We start from the raw sequence: 16,094 nt of genomic DNA on the forward strand, positions 1-16,094 counted from the left end.
TCCACGGTGATCCCCATGCCCCGAACCCTACGGGCCCTGCTCACTCCAGCGCGGTGTCGGCGAGGTGGGCGGCCGCGCCGAGACAGCCGGCCGGGTCGCACAGGGTCTCCAGCTCGGCCGCGGTCAGGTGCTCCAGCAGCAGCGGGTGCCCGGTCAGCGGCTCGTCCGACGCGGTCGCCTCGGCGACGAGCCGGCGCGCCGCGGACCGGCCCAGCCGCGGGGTCAGCGCCGCCGACAGGCGCTCCGAGGCGATGTGGCCGCCGGTGCGGGAGAGGTTCTCCCGCATGCGGGCCGGGTCCGGGCGCAGCCCCTCGGCGAGCAGGGCCGCGGTGTGGGCCGCGCCGCCGGCCAGGCGCAGGGCCTCGCGCAGCAGGAGCCACTCCGCGTGCCAGCCGCCCGCGGAGCGTTCGTCCTCGGCGAGCAGCGCCTGGGTCAGGCCGGTCGCGAGGGCGGGGACCTGAAGGGCGGCGCTGCGCACGAGGGTGGCCAGCACCGGGTTCTGCTTGTGCGGCATCGCCGACGAGACGCCGCCCGGGGGCTCGCTCACCTCACCGATCTCGGTGCGGGCCAGGGTCAGCACGTCCACCGCGAACTTGCCCAGCGCGCCCGTCGTGAACGCCAGCGTCGCACCCAGGTCGGCGACCGGCGTGCGCAGGGCGTGCCAGGGCAGGCGCTGGCGGGCCAGGCCGGTCTCGTCGGCGAAGGCGGTCACCAGCGCGTCGGCGAAGGATGCCTCGCGGTCGGTCAGGTACCCGGCCAGCGTGCCGGCCGCGCCGCCCAGCGACACCGGGAGGCCGCCGTCGAGCAGGCGGGCGAGGCGCGCGTCGGCGTCCAGGACGAGGCCGCGCCAGCCGGCCGCTTTCAGCCCGAACGTCGTCGGCACCGCCTGCAGGGCCAGGGTCCGGCCCGCGATCGGGGTGTCCCGATGCGCAAGCGCCAGCCCGGCCAGCGCCGCCGCGGTCCGGGCCAGGTCCGCGCGGATCAGCTCCAGCACCCGGCTCGCGACCAGCATGGCGCCCGTGTCCAGGATGTCCTGGCTGGTGGAGCCGCAGTGCACGTACTCGGCGGCGGGCGGATCCAGCTCGGCGACCCGGGCGGCGAGCGCCTGGACGAGGCCGACGACCGGGTTCGCGGTCCGCCGGGCGGCCAGGGCCAGGGCCCGCACGTCGAACAGGGCGGCCTGGGCGGTGCGCGTGATGACGGCCGCGGCCTGCGGGGGCACGGTGCCGAGCCGGGCCTGGGCGCGGGCGAGCGCGGCCTCGGCGTCGAGCATCGCCTGCAGCCACGCGCGGTCGGACACGAGCTCCTCCACGGGCGTGCCGGCGCTGACCGGACTCAGCAACCCGCTCATACGACCACCCCCGAGATCGACGGGGCCGGCTTCGGCGCGGGGGCGGGGCCGAGTCCGCGCACGGCGGCCGCGATGGCGTCGGCGTCCCCGACGGTCACGGAGTCGACGCCCGGGCGGATGCCCGCGGCCGTGACCCAGTGCACCGACTCGGTCGGCACGCCGTAGGCGAAGCGGCGCGGGTGCGCCTGGCCGTGGCCGTCGACGATGCGGTAGGGCCGCTCGGTCACCGCCAGGCCGCCGGTGACGTAGTCGCCGCCGTCGGAGCACGGGATGCGGTACGGCCGGCACTGCTCGGTGTCGAGCATGTGGCGCAGCAGCGGGTCGCCGGTGCGGCGCAGGTCGACGTCGTGCAGCCGGGCCTCGATGAGCGCCGCGGCCCGCACGGGCTCGCCGGGCACGGCCGCGGACACGGCCACGAACGCGGGGTCGGCGGTGTCGGCCAGGATCTGCGTGCCCGGGCCGGTGAGCGTGACGATCCCGCTCTCGATCAGCGCGCCGAGCTCCTCGATCCGCGACGCGGGCGGGCCGATCGACAGGAACGCGTTGAACGGGGTGTACCAGGCGGTGAGCTCGTCGCGGTAGGAGGCGCCGTCCAGGCCCCCGTGGTCGACGACGAGCCGCACCTCGTTGCGCAGGTCCCGCAGCACGTCCAGCGCGGCCTTCAGCGGGCCGCCGACGTTGCCCTGCCGGGCCTGCCGCACGTCTTGGGCGAGGTGTTCGAGCACCCAGGCGGTGAACTCGGCGCGGCCCGCGAACCGGCGCCGGCCGGCCGGGCGGGCCAGCTGCTCCCAGTCCCAGCGCTCGGCCGGCTCGACGCCGAGCTCGTCGAGCGCCGCGCGGGGGTCGGCGAGGTACCGGCCGACGAACGCGGCCGGGTCGGGCAGGCCGAGCAGGGTCGTGTAGTACACCGTCTCCACCTCGGCGGCGATGAGCGGCCACACGTCGCGCCCGAAGCGCAGCGTGCCGCGGTGCCGCCGGAGCTCGTCGACGACGGCGGGCGTGAGCACCCGCGGCGTGTGCCGGCCGGACGCGCCCTTCTGGTTCTCGCCGCGCGCGTGGGACGGCACCCCGCGGCGGGAGGTCGCGAAGATCAGCGGCTCCTCGCCGCTGGGCCGGTAGCGCAGCCGGTCGCCGTGGCGCTCGAAGCGGCCGCCCCGGCCCGCGGTGAGCAGGGCGACGTAGTCGAAGAAGTTCAGGCCGAGGCCCCGCACGAGGACCGGGGCGGCGGGCGCGAGCACGGACAGGTCGACGTCGGCCGGGTTGGCCTGGGTCAGGTAGACGAGCCGGTGCACGCGCGCCAGGCTCGCCGTGCGGGCCTGGGCCGGCGGCAGCTGGGCGGGCACGTGGCCCTGGGCGAGCACCACCGCGTCGAGCCGGTGCAGCCGCGTGCCGTCCTCGAGGCGCACGCCCTGCGGCCCGCCGGGCAGGCCGCTGGTGTCCGCGATCGCGACCGCGCGGGAGCGGTGCACCCGGACCGTCACGTGCGCGGGCGCGGCGGCGGCGACGCGGGCGAAGCTGTCGGCGAGGTACCGGCCGTAGAGGGCGCGGCTGGGGTAGTCGTCGGGGCCGAGCCGGGAGGCCTCAGCCATGGTGTCGGGGTCCGCGTCGGCGAGCGGGCCGAGCAGGGCGAGCCCGTGGGCCCAGTCGTAGAGGCTCGGACCGGGCTCGACCGGCCCGGCGATGGCGACGCTGTCGTCGGTGTAGACCGTGATCTGCGCCGCCACCGTGTTGGTCAGCAGCTGCCGCGACTGCCCCGTGCGCCACACCGCGCCCGGCCCCGGCTCGCCGGGCTCGACCAGGTGGACGGTGACGGAGGCGAAGGCGGGGTCGTGGCGCTCCTGCGCGCACAGCCGCTCCAGCACGCACAGCCCGCGCGGCCCGCCGCCGACGATGCACAGCTCCAGATGTCCGCTCATCGGGACGCTCCGATCCGCTCGGCGTGCATCCAGGCCACGGCGTCGTGCAGCTGCGTGGCCGTCATCGCCGCCAGGGCCGCGTTGCGCCGCGCCGCCGCGGCCCCGGCGGCGTGCCAGAGCCGGATGCTGTCGCGGGACGCCCGCTGCACGGCCGCGGTGCGCTCGAGCCGGCGCCGCTGGTACTCCAGCAGCCCGCCCGGCCCGTCGCCGAGCAGCCCGCCGAGCGTCACCGCGTCCTCGAGGGCCTGGCAGGCCCCCTGCGCCGCGTAGTGCAGCATCGGGTGGGCCGCGTCGCCGAGCAGGGTGACCCGCCCGTCGGTCCATCCCGGCACCGGGTCGCGGTCGACGAGCACCCAGGAGCGCCAGTCGCGGCCCAGCTCCAGCAGGTGCCGTGCGGCGGGCAGCGCGGCGAGCTCGGCCCGCACGTGCTCGGCGGTCGCGGGGCGGCCGGCGAACGGGCGCGGGGCGCCGTCGTCGCGGCTGGCGGCGAGGTTCAGGTAGCGGCCGCCGGCGATCGGATAGTGCACGAAGTGGCACTTCGGCCCGCACCACCAGGTCACCGCGCGGGACCGCAGGTGTTCGGGGACCTCGTGCATGGGGATGATCGCGCGGTACACCGTGATGCCCGAGTTGCGCGGCGCGCCGTCGCCGACCAGGGCGGCCCGCACGGCGGAGTGGATGCCGTCGGCGCCGACGAGGGCCGCCCCGCCGACCCGCCCGCCCCCGGCCAGCAGCGCGGTGACGCCGGTCGCGTCCTGGTGGAAGCCCGCCACCGGGCTGGCCGCGCGCAGCGTGATGCCCGCGGTGTCGCGGCAGGCCTCCAGCAGCATCCGGTACAGCTCGCCGCGGTGCACGACGACGTATGGGCTGCCGAAGCGGTCCCGGTAGCCCTCGCCCAGCGGCATGCTCGTCACGTGCTCGCCGGTCACGCCGTCCATGAACCGCAGCTCGTCGATCGGCGTGGCGACGGCCCGGGTCGCGGCGCCGAGGCCGAGCCGGTCGAGCGCGTGCAGGCCGTTCGGGGCGAGCTGGATGCCGGCGCCCAGCTCGGTGAAGGCGGCGCCGCGCTCCAGGACGGTGACCCGGTGCCCGTGCGCGGCCGCGGCGAGGGCGGAGGCGAGGCCGCCGATGCCGCCCCCGGCGACGATGACGTCCGCGCTCACGTCGCGGCCTCCAGACGGCGGGCCAGCTCCAGTCGCTTGATCTTCGTCGTCGCGGTCTGCGGCAGGTCCGCGAGGCGCCACTGCACCGGCTCGGCCAGCGGCGGCAGCCCGGCGACCGCGGCCCGCCAGGCGTCGCGGTCCAGCGGCCGGTCGTGCTTCGTGCACACGACCGGCACCGGGCGCCCGTCGCCGCCGGGGACGATGATGACCTCGGCGAGCTCGTCGAGCCGGGCGAAGAGGCGGTCCTCGGCGGCGAGCGTGCTGCCGAAGCCGGGTATCTCGTCGACCTCGCGGTCCAGCAGGTGCAGGCAGCCCCAGCGGGTGCGGTACCCGAGGTCGCCCATCCGCCACCACGAGCCGGTCCGCTGCCGCTCGTAGCGGCTGTCCTCGCCGAGGTAGGTCAGCACCCGCCCGTCGGTGCGCACCTCGATGAAGCCCGGCGAGCGCGCGCTGACCCGCCCCCCGTCGCGGCTCACCACCCGCACGCCGGTCATGCCGGGGAAGGGCACCCCGACGCAGCGGCCGTCGGCGTCCTCGCGGCGGTGCCGGGTGAACGCCCGCGCGACGACGGGGCCGACCTCGCTCTGGCCGTAGAGCTGGCCGAAGACGGGGAAGCGGTGGGCCGAGGCGGCGAGCATCCGGCGCACGGTGCGCGGGTGGATCGCGTCGAAGGTGCTGCTGAAGTACCGCACCGACGCCAGCGGCCGCCGCGGGTCGGCCGCGAGCTCCTCCCAGCGCATGAACGTGTTCGGGTGGGCCTCCAGCACGCCGGGGCGGACGTCGGCGAAGAGCTCGGCGGCGCGGGCCGGGTCGTCGTCGGCGAGCACGACGAGCGGGAAGCCGCGCAGCAGCGTGATCGCCAGCGCGGTGAACAGCCGCGAGTGGACGAACGACACGTGGATCGCGACCGGCCGGCGGCGGCGCACGAGCGCGGCGACGGAGGCCTGCGGGCGGTACCGCGCCTGCAGCGTCCGTCCGGTGTGGACGGCCAGCTTCGGGGTGCCGGTGGTGCCGGAGGTGTGCGTGACGAGGGCCGGGTGCTCGGGCGGGACGGTCACCGCGGCGATGCGCGGCACGTCGTCCAGCTCGGCCAGGGCGGTCGCGCCGGGGTGCTCGCCCTCGGCCAGCAGCACCCGCGCGGCGAGGTCGAAGACGGCCGCGGGCAGGTGGTCGCGCAGCTTCGCGGCGTCGGTGAGCAGGTAGGGGCGGTCGACCCGGCGGACCAGCTCGGCGACGGTGGCGCCGTCGAGCTTCGGCGACAGCAGCACCGGCACGGCCCCGGCGCGGGCGATGGCGAGGGCCAGCAGCGTGATGTCGAAGCCGTCGGACTTGTGCACCACGACGCGGTCGCCGGGGCGCACCCCGGCCGCCCACAGCCGGGAGGCGGTGCCGGCGACGAGGTCGGCGAGGGCCGCGACCGTCGTGCGCCGGCCCAGCCGGGGGGCGATCGCGAGCGGGTGGTCGAGCACCACGGGGTTGTCCGGGTGCCGGGCCGCGGCCCGCTCCAGCAGCGTGCCGAGCCGGATGCCGCGGTTGCCGATGCGTTGCAGCAGCATGACGGCCCCCTACGCGTCCTTCTCGATGACGAGCCGGATGCGTTGCAGGGTGTCGGCCAGGTCGCCGGCGACCTTCTCGCCCCACTCGGCGAAGAAGCGCGCCCGGGCGGTGTCGTCGAGGCCCGAGACGATCTTGCGGATGCCCTCCGTCGGCCGGCCCATCCGGAAGTGGTGCACGAGGGTCGTGCCCTCGCCGTCCGGGGCCAGCTCGAACGCCCAGACGCTGTCCTGGGCGGCGCCGGTGCTGTCGCGCATCGCCCACCGGAACGCCCGGCCGGGCTCGGCCGCGACGACCTCGGCCTCGGTGCTCCAGTCGCCGCGCACGACGGGCGCCCAGGCGACCACGTCCTCCGCGCGGCGGTTGTCGCCGCGGAAGACCGCGCCGACGGTGCCGGGCGCCCCGGCGACCCACCGGCCGCCGAGGCACTCGGAGCTCCACTCGCCGCTGCGCGGCAGGTCACTGACGACGGCGTACACGCGCGCCGGGCTGGCGTTGACCCGCACCTCGGCGCGCGACTCGAACAGGGGATTGTCGGCCATGCATCCATCGTCGCCAGCGTGATCGATGCTGGTCAAAGCCGCGAATCCAGATCTGTCAGGTCAGAATTCGCCGGCGTGCTCGCGGGCCCACCGCGCGAACGTGCGCGCGGGCCGCCCGGTGATCCGCTCGACGAGGTCGTTCACCGCGTACGGCACCCCGTCGGTCGCGGCCCAGTAGCCGAGGGTCGCGTCCAGCACCCAGTCCGGCACGATCTCGGCGTACACCCGCCGCGCCTGCTCCGGCGTGAGCTCCTCGATCCGGACGGGCCGGCCGATCGCCTCGGCGATCAGCTCGGCCTGGCGGCGCTGGGTCACCGACTCGGGGCCGGTGATGAGGTACCGCCCGCCCTCGTGCCCCGGCCGGGTGAGCGCCGCGGCGGCGACGGCGGCGATGTCGCGCTCGTGGATCGCGTCGCTGTGCGACTCCGGATAGGGCAAGCGCACCACGCCCTCGGCCCGGATGGAGGCCGCCCAGCCCCACAGCAGCACGTTGCTGGCGAAGTTGTCCGGCCGCAGGTACGTGGTCGCGAGCCCCGACGCGTCGAGCGCCCGCTCCACGGCCCTGTGCATGTCGGCGATCGCCCGGCGGGCCGGAATCCGGTCCAGCACCGTGTCGGACGACAGCAGCACCACGTGCTCGACGCCGGCCTCCCGTGCGGCCCCGGCGAAGTGCTCGACGCCCTGCGGCACCGCGTACAGGAACACCTTGCGCACGCCCTTGAGCGCGGCCGGCAACGAGTCCGGGTCGGTCAGGTCGGCGCGGACGGTCTCCACAGTGGACGGCAGCCGCAGCCGGTCCGGGTCGCGGCCGGTGGCCCGGACCGGCACACCCGCGGCGAGCAGCTCGTCGACGACGGCGCGGCCGACCCGGCCGCCGCCTCCGAACACGAGGACGGGAGTGGTCATCGGGAACCTCCTCAGTGGACCGGCTGCGGGGCCGGGGTCGCCGCGGCGGGGTCGCGCCGCGGGGCGGAGAAGCGGCGGGTGATCGGGCGCTCGAACCAGGTGTACAGCGCGGCCGCGGCGGCGGTCGCCACCAGCAGCTCGGCCAGGATGAGCCCGATCGCCGCCGGGGTCGGGAACGTGCGGCCCAGCAGGGTCCGGCCGCCGGTGATGACGATGAAGTGCAGCAGGTAGAACGCGAAGGAGACCTCACCGAGCCAGCGGGCCGGGCGGGCGGCGAACCAGGTCCCGCGGCCGCTCGCGTCGGCGCTCGCGGCCGCCGCCACGAGCAGGGCGATGGGCACGATGGTCACGGCGCGCTGGCCGTAGAGGTACGGCACGAACGAGGCCAGCGGCACCGAGACCGCCAGCAGCAGCGCCGACCAGCCCAGCCCGATGTCCCGCCACCGGCCGAGGGCGACGGCCCGGGCGACCAGGATGCCGAGCGCGAAGTCGAGCAGCCGGACGGGCGGCAGGAAGTAGGCGAACCAGTACTGCGACTCCGACGCCGCCCAGCCGCCCGGGACCCCGGGCGCGTCGGGCAGCAGCGCGTAGGCGAGCGCCGGGGTGGCCACGACGCCGGCGACGGTGGCGGCGATCCAGTACTTCAGCCGCTCCGCCCGGATGCGGTTGACGAGCGGCAGCAGCAGCGGGAAGGCCGCGTAGAAGAACGCCTCGGTCCCCAGCGACCAGCTCGGCGGGTTGACGCTGAGGTTGGTGAAGAAGTCGGGCACCCAGACCTGGAGCATGAACAGGTTGAGCGTCGCCTGGCCGGCCGGGGTGTACGCGGCGGCGAAGACCACCATCGCCAGCACCCACGCGACCACGTAGTTGGGGTAGATCTTCACCAGCCGGCGGCGCCAGAACGCGCCCGGGGTGTCCCGCTCCCGTGCCGACCAGGTCAGCACGAAGCCGCTGAGCACGAAGAAGAAGGTGACGCCGAGCGCGCCGAGCTGGGCCGCGGCCGTCGCGTAGTGTGCGGCGAGCGTCTGGTCCGTGAACAGCGTGGTGCTCGGCAGCTGCAGGGAGGCGTGGTACACGAACACGAGGAGCGCGGCCGGGAACCGCAGGCCGGTGAGCGAGGGGAGCCGGGCGGGGTGGGTCATCGGGCACCGTCTTCCACGATGGGGGGCCGGCCCTGGGGGCCGGGGGGCAGGCTGAACAGGCCGGCGATGTCGAAGTACGCGTCGCGGTGGCGGAACGAGCCCACGTCCGGCCGTGCCACGAACGTGCCGCCGGCGATGACGAGGTCGTCGGCGCGCCACGAGTCCAGCAGCGCGTGCACGGCGGTGACGAACGCCGCGGTCCTGGCCGGGTCGCCGGTCGGCCGCCAGCCGGCCCGGCCGCCGCTGAGGTGGTCCAGGCTGGCGAGCTTGCGGGCGATCTCGTAGGGCTCCCGGCCGTCGGTCGCGACCACGGCCACGAGCCGGGTCAGGTCGTCGCGGCCGGCCACCGACGCGAGCACGGCGAACGGGTCCGGGCCGTCCGGGTCGTCAGGGTCGTCGTCCACCACGAACACGCTCATCGGGCCGCCCCCAGGCCGAGGCGCGAGCGCAGCGTGCCGCCGCCGGGCGGGCGCAGCGCCCCGCGCCGGGCCAGCTCGGCCGGGAGGAGCCCCGCGATGGCGTCCAGGTCGTGCGGCAGCGCGCCGGGGCGCAGCCGGAACCCGGTCACCCCGGCCTCCTGCCACTCGGCCAGCAGGTCGGCGAGCTCGGCGGGCGAGCCGGCGAAGACCAGCGTGTCGGTGTGGAAGACCTCGCCGGCGAGCTCGTCGAGCCGGTCCTTGCGGGCCTTGGCCGCCCCGGTGCCGGCGTCGAGGAAGACCACGAGGTCGCCGAAGATGTGCAGGGTCTCCCCGGCGCGCCCGGCCGCCCGCTGCGCCGCACGCACCTCCGCGACGATCGCGCGGACCCGGGCCGCGTCGAACGCGGTGATCCACACGACGTCGGCGGCGCGGGCCGCGAGCCGGTACGGGACCGTGGCGTGTGCGAGCACCATCACCGGCGGATGGCCCTGCGGCGGCGGCGCGGCGCTCCAGCGGCGCCGGACCGCCTCGACGTGGTCGCCGGCCTCGTCGAAGAGGGCGGCGAACACCGGCGCGATCTCGGGCCGGTCGATGTCGGCGAGGTCGAAGCGCGGCAGCGTGCGGCGGCCGAAGTGACCGGCCTCGTCGGCCCGGTTGGACGCCTGCGGCCGCCAGCCGGCGCGGCCGTCGCTGAGGCGGTCGAGGGTGGCCACGGCCCGCGCGGTGTCCTGCGGCCGGGTGTGCGTGACGGTCGCGGTCGGCACCAGGCCGATCCGGCTCGTCGCGGGCGCGGCGAGGGCCGCGACCTGCACCGCGTCGAGGCGCCCGCGGACCTGGTCGACGCGGCCGTCGGGGCCGTCGTACCGCGACGTCTGCAGCCCGAGCGAGTCCTCGATCGTGACGTAGTCCAGGCCGCCGTCCTCGGCGCGGCGGATCAGGTCGATCCAGTAGCCGGGGCGCAGCAGCTCACGGGGCCGGGCGTCCGGCCACCGCCAGGCGGCCGGGTGCCAGCCCGCGCCGTCGAGGGCGACGGCGAGATGCGGCGGGGGTGGTGCGGTGCCCACACGGCACCTCCTTCGGATGCGGCGCGCCGGCCCCCGGGCGTGTGGAGGCCGGCGCGGGCGGGACGCTCAGCGGACGCTGATCGCCTGGAGCTTCTCGAAGAGGTACTGCGACGCGGAGATCTCCGGATACGCCTCCCGGCCGATCGGCGGCTCGAGCGAGGCGATGCGCGCGTCGCGGTCGCTGACGTAGAAGAAGACCAGCGACACCAGGTCCTCGTCCGGGGCGGTGGCCTGCGGCGGCAGCACCCGGTGCCGGGTGGAGCGCCAGCGGTCGCCGGTCCAGCGGGCCATGAGGTCGCCGATGTTCACGGTGAACGCGGCCGGGTCGTACGGCGCGTCCTCCCACTCGCCCTCGGGCGTGAACACCTGCAGCCCGCCGACGCCGGGCTCGCGATCGAGGACCGTGACCGTGCCGAAGTCGGTGTGCGGGCCGATGCGGAACTGCCCGTCGCCGGGCGCGCCGACCTCGCTGAGCGGGGGATAGCGGTTGATGTTCAGCGTGTACTTCGGGAAGCGCGTGTGCCGCGTGAAGTGATCAGCCGGCAGGTCCAGCGCGGCGGCGAAGATGGTCAGCAGCTCGTCGGAGAGCGCCCGGACGCGGTCCATGTACTCGCGGGCGCTCGCCTCCAGCTCCGGCACCGCGGCCGGCCACACGTTCGCCGGATGCCAGCCGAGGTCCGAGGCCGGGTCGGCCGCCTCGACGGACGAGCCGACCGAGTACGACTCCTTCAGGTCCGGCGGCGACTCCACGCCCTCGAGGTAGCCGTTGGCCTCGGCGCCGGGCGGGATCCAGCCGCGGCCGCCGGGCGCGACGGCGAAGGGCTGCTTCTCGGCCTCCGGCAGCGCGAAGAACCGGCGGGCCGCGGCGCGGGTGCGGTCGCGCAGCTCCTGCGGGACCCCGTGCCCGGTGATCAGCAGGAAACCGGACACCTGCAGGGCCCGGTCGATCTCGGCGGCGACGGCGGCCCGGTCCGCGGGCGATCCGCTGAACCACGGTCGCAGGTCCACCAGGGGGATGCTGCTCATCGTGCTCCCTTCTTAAATTTTCTGTTACTCCTATCGGACAAGTAGTTTTTTGGGCACGCGGGTGCCATGTGCGGCCCGGCTTCGCCGCTCAGCTCGTGAACAGCTCCCGGCCCACGACGCGCAGCAGCTGCAGCTGCTCGGCGCTCTGGGTGCCCGGGCTGGGCGTGAACAGCAGCAGGTGCTGGTCCTCGGCGGGCGAGAGGAGCTGCTCGCAGTTGAGGTCGATCAGCCCGATGGTCGGGTGGACGACCCGGATGTTGCCGCTGCGGCGCACGCCGACCTCGTGGCGCTCCCACAGCTCGGCGAACTCGGGGCTGGCCGCACGCAGCCGCCGCACCAGGTCGAGGGCGGCCTGGTCGCCGCTGCGGCGGGCCAGTGCCGCGCGCAGGTCCGCGGTGTGCAGGCGGCTGTAGTGCTCGCGGTCCGGCTCGGGATATGCGGCTCGCACCGACGGGTCGGTGAACCAGCGCCAGACGATGTTGCGGTTCTGCGGCTGGGTCGAGCACACGCCGCCGAAGAGCGACTCGGCCAGCGAGTTCTGGGCCAGCAGGTCGCCGATGTCGTTGAGGATCTGGGCTGGCGCGTCGGTGAGCCGGTCGAGCAGGAACAGCAGGCCCGGGCGCACGTGGTCGCCCGCGTGTCGCCCCGCCGGCGGGCGGTGCCCGGCCAGCAGGTAGAGGTGGTCCCGCTCGTCGTCGTTGAGCCGCAGCGCCCGCGCCAGCGGGGCCAGCAGCTGCATCGACGGCTGCGGGCTGCGCGCCTGCTCCAGCCGCATGTAGTAGTCGGCGGACATGCCCGCCAGCTGGGCCACCTCCTCGCGGCGCAGGCCCGGCGTTCGCCGCCGCGCACCGCAGGACAGGCCCACGTCCTGCGGCTGCAGGCGCTCGCGGCAGCGGCGCAGGAAGTCGGCGAGCTCGCGACGGTTCATGTCAGCCATCATGGCCTCCCGCGGGGTGGTGTAGCCAAGGATCAGTTGTCCTAGTCAACACATCGGGTGTCCAGGATTTGTAACACGGAGCGTACTTGAGCGACTACCGAGACTGGTGTTAGCTCGAACGGGCCGACGCAGTGACGTGGGTCCATGGAGGTGTGTGCCGTGCAACCGCGTCCCGCCCCGCCCGCCGACGAGCACCGCGGGCTCGCCGCGCTCGTCGACGCCGCCCACGACCTCGCCGGCGCCGGCGACCTGGAGGCGCTCTTACCCGTCGTGGCCCGCCACGCCCGCCGCCTGCTCGGCTGCGCGCTCGCGTTCGTGGCGGTGCTCGACGACGAGCGCGCCGAGTTCGCCGTGCGCGCGGTGGACGGGCTGGCCTCGGGGCTCGCGCCGGGCCATCGCCTGCCGCGCGACGAAGGGCTCGCCGGGCCGGCCTTACGCGGCTCCGGGCCACGCTGGACGTCCGGCGCCGACGGGTCGCCGGCCGAGGGTCTGCCGCCGGCGGAGGGGCTGCGGGCCGTCGTCGTCGTCCGGCTCGGGATCGGCGCCGGGCGCTTCGGGCAGCGGCCGTTCGGGGTGCTCTTCGCCGCCGACCGTCGCCCGCGCGCCTTCACCGCGGGCGAGTGCGCGCTGCTCGCCTCGTTCGCCGAGCTGGCCGGGGCCGCGATCGAGAAGGCGCGGCTGCTGGAGCGCACCGTCGCCCGGCTCTCGGGGCTGGAGAACACCACCGCGCGCACCGCCGCCCGGCTCGGCCGCTCCTGCGAGCTGCGCGCCGCCCACCACGCGCTCGTCGACCTCGCCGTCGCCGCCGGCGATCCGCAGGACCTGGTCGACGAGGCCGCCCGCCGCCTCGACGCCGCCGTCCGGCTCTGCGACGCCGACGGCCGCGCCCTGGCGACCGGCCGCGCGCCGGGCGGGGACGAGGACGGCGCGCCGCCGTGGCCCGACCAGCCGGCCGGTCCCCATCGCGAGCCCCGCGAGCTGGACACCGGGATCTGGGCGGTGCCCGCCCTCGCAGGCGGCCGGCCGCTCGGCACCGTGCTGGTGCGGGCCGAGCGGGTCCTCGGCGCCGCCGACCGGCAGCTGCTGCCGCTGGTCGCCCAGGCGGCCGCGGTCGTGCTGCGCCAGCACGCCGGCGTCGCCGTCGAGGAGCACGCCCGCGACGACCTGCTCGACGACCTGCTGATGCACCCGCCGCGGTCCCGCCGCCGCCTGCAGCGCGCCGCCCACCGGCTCCGCCTGGACCTCGACCGGCCCCACGTCGTGCTGGCCGCCCGCCCGGAGACCCCGGACGCCGCCGCCGGCTGGGCCGTGTCGTACGTGCGCCGCATCGGCGGCGTCGGCGGGGTGCGCGACGGCCGGCTCGTCGTGGTGGCCCCCGGCGCCGACCCGGGCGCGGCCGCACGCAGCGCCGCCGAGGAGCTCTCGGCGCTGCTCGGCGCCCCGGTCACGGTCGGCGCGGCCGGACCGGTCCGCGGGGCCGCCGCCGTCGCCGCCGGGCACGTCGAGGCGCTGCGCTGCCTCGACGCGCTCACCGCGCTGGAGCTCGCCGGGCGCGGGGCCTCGGGGCGGGACCTGGGCTTCCTCGGGGTGCTGCTGTCCGACCGGCAGGGCGTCGACACGTTCGTGGACGCGGTGCTCGGGCCGGTGCTCGACCACGACCGGAGGCGGTTCACCGAGCTGACCCGGACGCTGGACGCGTACTTCGCCGCGAGCGGCAGCCCGACGAACGCGGCCGAGCGGCTGCACGTGCATCCGAACACCGTCGCGCGCCGCCTCGAGCGGGTGAAGGAGCTGCTCGGCCCGGACTGGCAGCGGCCGATCCAGGCGCTGGACCTGCAGCTCGCCCTGCGCCTGTTCCGCCTGCGCGACACCCTGTCAGGCGGTGCGGAGGCCAAGGCGTGAGCAGAGATACAGGCGTGAGCAGAGGTACAGGCGTGAGACATCGGCCGCGCCACGGCGGACGCCGGGATTCCTGACGGGAGCAACGGTCGTGCGCCCGACGGACCGGAGCAGACAACGGCTCAGGGACGAAGGACCACCCGGCGCCCGCGCAGCTCACCCCGTTCGATCATGCGGTGCGCCTCCGCGGTGGCCGACAGCGGCAGCTCCACCGTCGCCCGCGGGCGCAGCCGGCCCGCGGCCAGCAGTCGGTTGATCGTCACCGCCGCCTCCGCGAGCTCGGCCGCGGTCGCGTGCGAGATGACGAACCCGGTCACCGTGCGGTCGTGCATGTAGAGCGCGCCGGCGGGCAGCACCGGCCGCGTCCCGGCGCCCGCCAGCAGCACCGCCCGGCCGCGGAACGCCAGCCGCTCCACGATCGTCTCGAGGTCGTTGCGGCCCGCGGTGTCCAGGTACACGTCGACCCCGTCCGGGCACGCCTCCGCCAGCCGCCCGTCCAGGTCCGCGTCGCGGTAGTCGAGCACCTCGGCCGCGCCCAGCGCCGCGCAGTGCTCGGCGTCGCGCGCCGACGCGATCGCCACGACCCGGGCGCCCGCCTCCGCGGCCAGCACGACCAGCGCGGCCCCGACGTTGCCGGCCGCGCCCGCCACGACGACCGTCTCACCCGGTCGCAGCCGCCCGTGGGTGAACAGCCCGAGGTAGGCGGTGCCGGCCGGATGCACCATGGTCACCGCGGTCTGCGGGGCGACGGCGGGCGGCAGGCGGTACAGCCGCTCGACCGGCACGACCGCGAGCTGCGCGGCGGCCCCCTGCCGGCCCGCGTGGCCGAGGCTGTTGCACCACACCGCGTCGCCGGGCGCGAACCCGGGCGCCCCCGCACCGGCCGCCACGACCACCCCGGCCAGGTCGCGGCCGACCACGAACGGCATCGGCAGGGGCGTGCGGAACAGCCCCGAGCGCACGAACGTGTCGACCGGGTTGACCGTCGTCGCCCGCACCTCGACGAGCACGTCGGTCGGGCCCGGGACGGGATCGGCCAGCTCGCCGAAGCGGATGACGTCCGGCGTTCCCAGCTCGTGCAGGTAAGCGGCGCGCATGAGCCCCGATTCTGCGCCGGGCCCGCTCGGCCGCCAACCCGGTCGCGCGTGTTTCGTCAGGTTCACCCGCTCAGCCCAGGGTTGGCGATCCTAGGCAGAACCGTCCGATTCAAACCCGGCCCCGCCGGTGCCACGGTCGTCTTGTCCGGATTCGACAAGACCGTTCAAGGAGTGACCATGGCCCGTGTCGTGCGGTTCGACCGCTTCGGCGGCCCCGACGTCCTGCAGGTGACCGACGAGCCGGCGCCGGTGCCGGGCGAGGGAGCGGTGCTCGTCCGCGTCCGCGCCGCCGGGCTGAACCCGGTCGAGTCGGGCATCCGCGGCGGGTTTCTCGACAAGGTGTACCCCACCACGTTCCCCTCCCGCCAGGGCCGCGACGTCGCCGGCGTCGTGGAGGGGACCGGCCGCGAGGTCATCGGCTGGACCGACGAGCGCGGCACCCACGCCGAGCTCGTCGCCGTCCCCGCGAGCCACCTGACCGACCGCCCCGCCGGCGTGCCGTGGGAGGTCGCCGGAGCCCTCTACACCGCGGGCGCCGCCGCCTACGCCGCCGTTCGCGCGATCAGCGCCGGCACCGGCGACACGGTCGTCGTCGCGGGCGCCGCCGGCGGGGTCGGCACGATCGCGGTGCAGCTCGCCCGGCTCGCCGGCGCCACCGTCATCGGCCTGGCCGGCGAGGACCACCACGAGTGGCTGCGCGCCCACGGGGTCGTGCCGGTCGCCTACGGCGACGGCGTCGAGGAGCGCGTCCGCGCCGCGGCCGGCGAGAAGGTGGACGCGTTCATCGACGCGTTCGGCGCCGACTACGTCGACCTCGCGCTGCGCCTCGGCGTCCAGCCGGACCGGATCGACACCCTCATCAACTTCGCCGCCGTCGCCCAGCACGGCGTGAAGGCCCAGGGCAGCAACGACGCGTCCCGGCCCGAGGTCCTGGCCGAGCTGGCCGCCCTCGTCGCCGAGGGGCGCCTCGAGGTGCCGGTGCGGGCGTTCCCGCTGGAGCGCATCGCCGAGGCCTATGAGCTGCTCGAGCGCCGGCACACCCTCGGCAAGCTCGTCATCGTCCCGTAAGGAGCCCGAT

The 16,094-nt window shown here is 76.2% G+C and carries 14 protein-coding genes; 2 read left to right on the forward strand and 12 right to left on the reverse strand.

The features are described from left to right. Nucleotides 1–40: 40 nt before the first annotated feature. The 11 genes from ABT369_RS51065 to ABT369_RS51115 all read right to left on the reverse strand — a co-directional run bounded on the left by ABT369_RS51065 (nucleotide 41) and on the right by ABT369_RS51115 (nucleotide 12,011). Complete coding sequence (locus ABT369_RS51065) at nucleotides 41–1,351, reverse strand: nitrosuccinate lyase (RefSeq protein WP_350624720.1); 1,311 nt, start codon at nucleotides 1,349–1,351, stop codon at nucleotides 41–43. Next, nucleotides 1,348–3,267: an FAD/NAD(P)-binding protein gene (locus tag ABT369_RS51070; protein WP_350624721.1), complete on the reverse strand. Its 1,920-nt coding sequence runs from the start codon at nucleotides 3,265–3,267 to the stop codon at nucleotides 1,348–1,350. Before ABT369_RS51070 ends, ABT369_RS51065 begins: the two co-directional genes overlap by 4 nt. Then, entirely contained in the window at nucleotides 3,264–4,430 is a 1,167-nt protein-coding gene (locus ABT369_RS51075; RefSeq protein WP_350624722.1) for an FAD-dependent monooxygenase, read from the reverse strand. The genes ABT369_RS51070 and ABT369_RS51075 overlap by 4 nt, the downstream gene beginning before the upstream one ends. Then, the gene (locus ABT369_RS51080) at nucleotides 4,427–5,986 is read right to left on the reverse strand and encodes a class I adenylate-forming enzyme family protein (RefSeq protein ID WP_350624723.1); all 1,560 of its coding nucleotides are present in this window, start codon (nucleotides 5,984–5,986) and stop codon (nucleotides 4,427–4,429) included. Before ABT369_RS51080 ends, ABT369_RS51075 begins: the two co-directional genes overlap by 4 nt. A gap of 9 nt (nucleotides 5,987–5,995) precedes the next feature. Beyond that, nucleotides 5,996–6,526 carry an SRPBCC family protein gene (locus ABT369_RS51085; RefSeq protein ID WP_350624724.1) on the reverse strand — a complete coding sequence of 177 codons (531 nt, stop codon included), beginning with the start codon at nucleotides 6,524–6,526 and terminating at the stop codon, nucleotides 5,996–5,998. Between the two features lie 60 nt (nucleotides 6,527–6,586). Continuing rightward, nucleotides 6,587–7,432, reverse strand: a complete 846-nt coding sequence (locus ABT369_RS51090) for an NAD(P)H-binding protein (RefSeq protein WP_350624725.1) — start codon at nucleotides 7,430–7,432, stop codon at nucleotides 6,587–6,589. Nucleotides 7,433–7,443: 11 nt separating this feature from the next. Continuing rightward, nucleotides 7,444–8,574 carry an acyltransferase family protein gene (locus ABT369_RS51095; RefSeq protein ID WP_350624726.1) on the reverse strand — a complete coding sequence of 377 codons (1,131 nt, stop codon included), beginning with the start codon at nucleotides 8,572–8,574 and terminating at the stop codon, nucleotides 7,444–7,446. After that, nucleotides 8,571–8,993, reverse strand: a complete 423-nt coding sequence (locus ABT369_RS51100; protein ID WP_350624727.1) for an LLM class flavin-dependent oxidoreductase — start codon at nucleotides 8,991–8,993, stop codon at nucleotides 8,571–8,573. Before ABT369_RS51100 ends, ABT369_RS51095 begins: the two co-directional genes overlap by 4 nt. Further along, nucleotides 8,990–10,057: an LLM class flavin-dependent oxidoreductase gene (locus tag ABT369_RS51105; protein ID WP_350624728.1), complete on the reverse strand. Its 1,068-nt coding sequence runs from the start codon at nucleotides 10,055–10,057 to the stop codon at nucleotides 8,990–8,992. The genes ABT369_RS51100 and ABT369_RS51105 overlap by 4 nt, the downstream gene beginning before the upstream one ends. A gap of 66 nt (nucleotides 10,058–10,123) precedes the next feature. Further along, nucleotides 10,124–11,083 (reverse strand): isopenicillin N synthase family dioxygenase, encoded by a 960-nt coding sequence (locus ABT369_RS51110; RefSeq protein ID WP_350624729.1) that lies wholly within the window; start codon nucleotides 11,081–11,083, stop codon nucleotides 10,124–10,126. An 88-nt stretch (nucleotides 11,084–11,171) separates the two neighbouring features. Further along, nucleotides 11,172–12,011, reverse strand: coding sequence for a helix-turn-helix transcriptional regulator (locus ABT369_RS51115; protein WP_350624730.1), 840 nt, complete (start codon nucleotides 12,009–12,011; stop codon nucleotides 11,172–11,174). 168 nt (nucleotides 12,012–12,179) lie between these two features. On the opposite strand from ABT369_RS51115, the gene ABT369_RS51120 reads away from it, so the two are divergent. Further along, the gene (locus tag ABT369_RS51120; protein WP_350624731.1) at nucleotides 12,180–13,922 is read left to right on the forward strand and encodes a helix-turn-helix domain-containing protein; all 1,743 of its coding nucleotides are present in this window, start codon (nucleotides 12,180–12,182) and stop codon (nucleotides 13,920–13,922) included. Between the two features lie 119 nt (nucleotides 13,923–14,041). Here the strand turns inward: ABT369_RS51120 and ABT369_RS51125 are convergent, their stop codons facing one another. Beyond that, nucleotides 14,042–15,016, reverse strand: a complete 975-nt coding sequence (locus ABT369_RS51125) for a zinc-binding dehydrogenase (protein WP_350624732.1) — start codon at nucleotides 15,014–15,016, stop codon at nucleotides 14,042–14,044. Between the two features lie 177 nt (nucleotides 15,017–15,193). Between ABT369_RS51125 and ABT369_RS51130 the strand changes: the two genes are divergently transcribed. Then, nucleotides 15,194–16,084, forward strand: a complete 891-nt coding sequence (locus ABT369_RS51130; protein ID WP_350624733.1) for an NADP-dependent oxidoreductase — start codon at nucleotides 15,194–15,196, stop codon at nucleotides 16,082–16,084. Nucleotides 16,085–16,094 lie beyond the last annotated feature (10 nt).

The sequence above is a fragment of the Dactylosporangium sp. NPDC000244 genome (assembly GCF_040300725.1).
Classification (GTDB): domain Bacteria; phylum Actinomycetota; class Actinomycetes; order Mycobacteriales; family Micromonosporaceae; genus Dactylosporangium.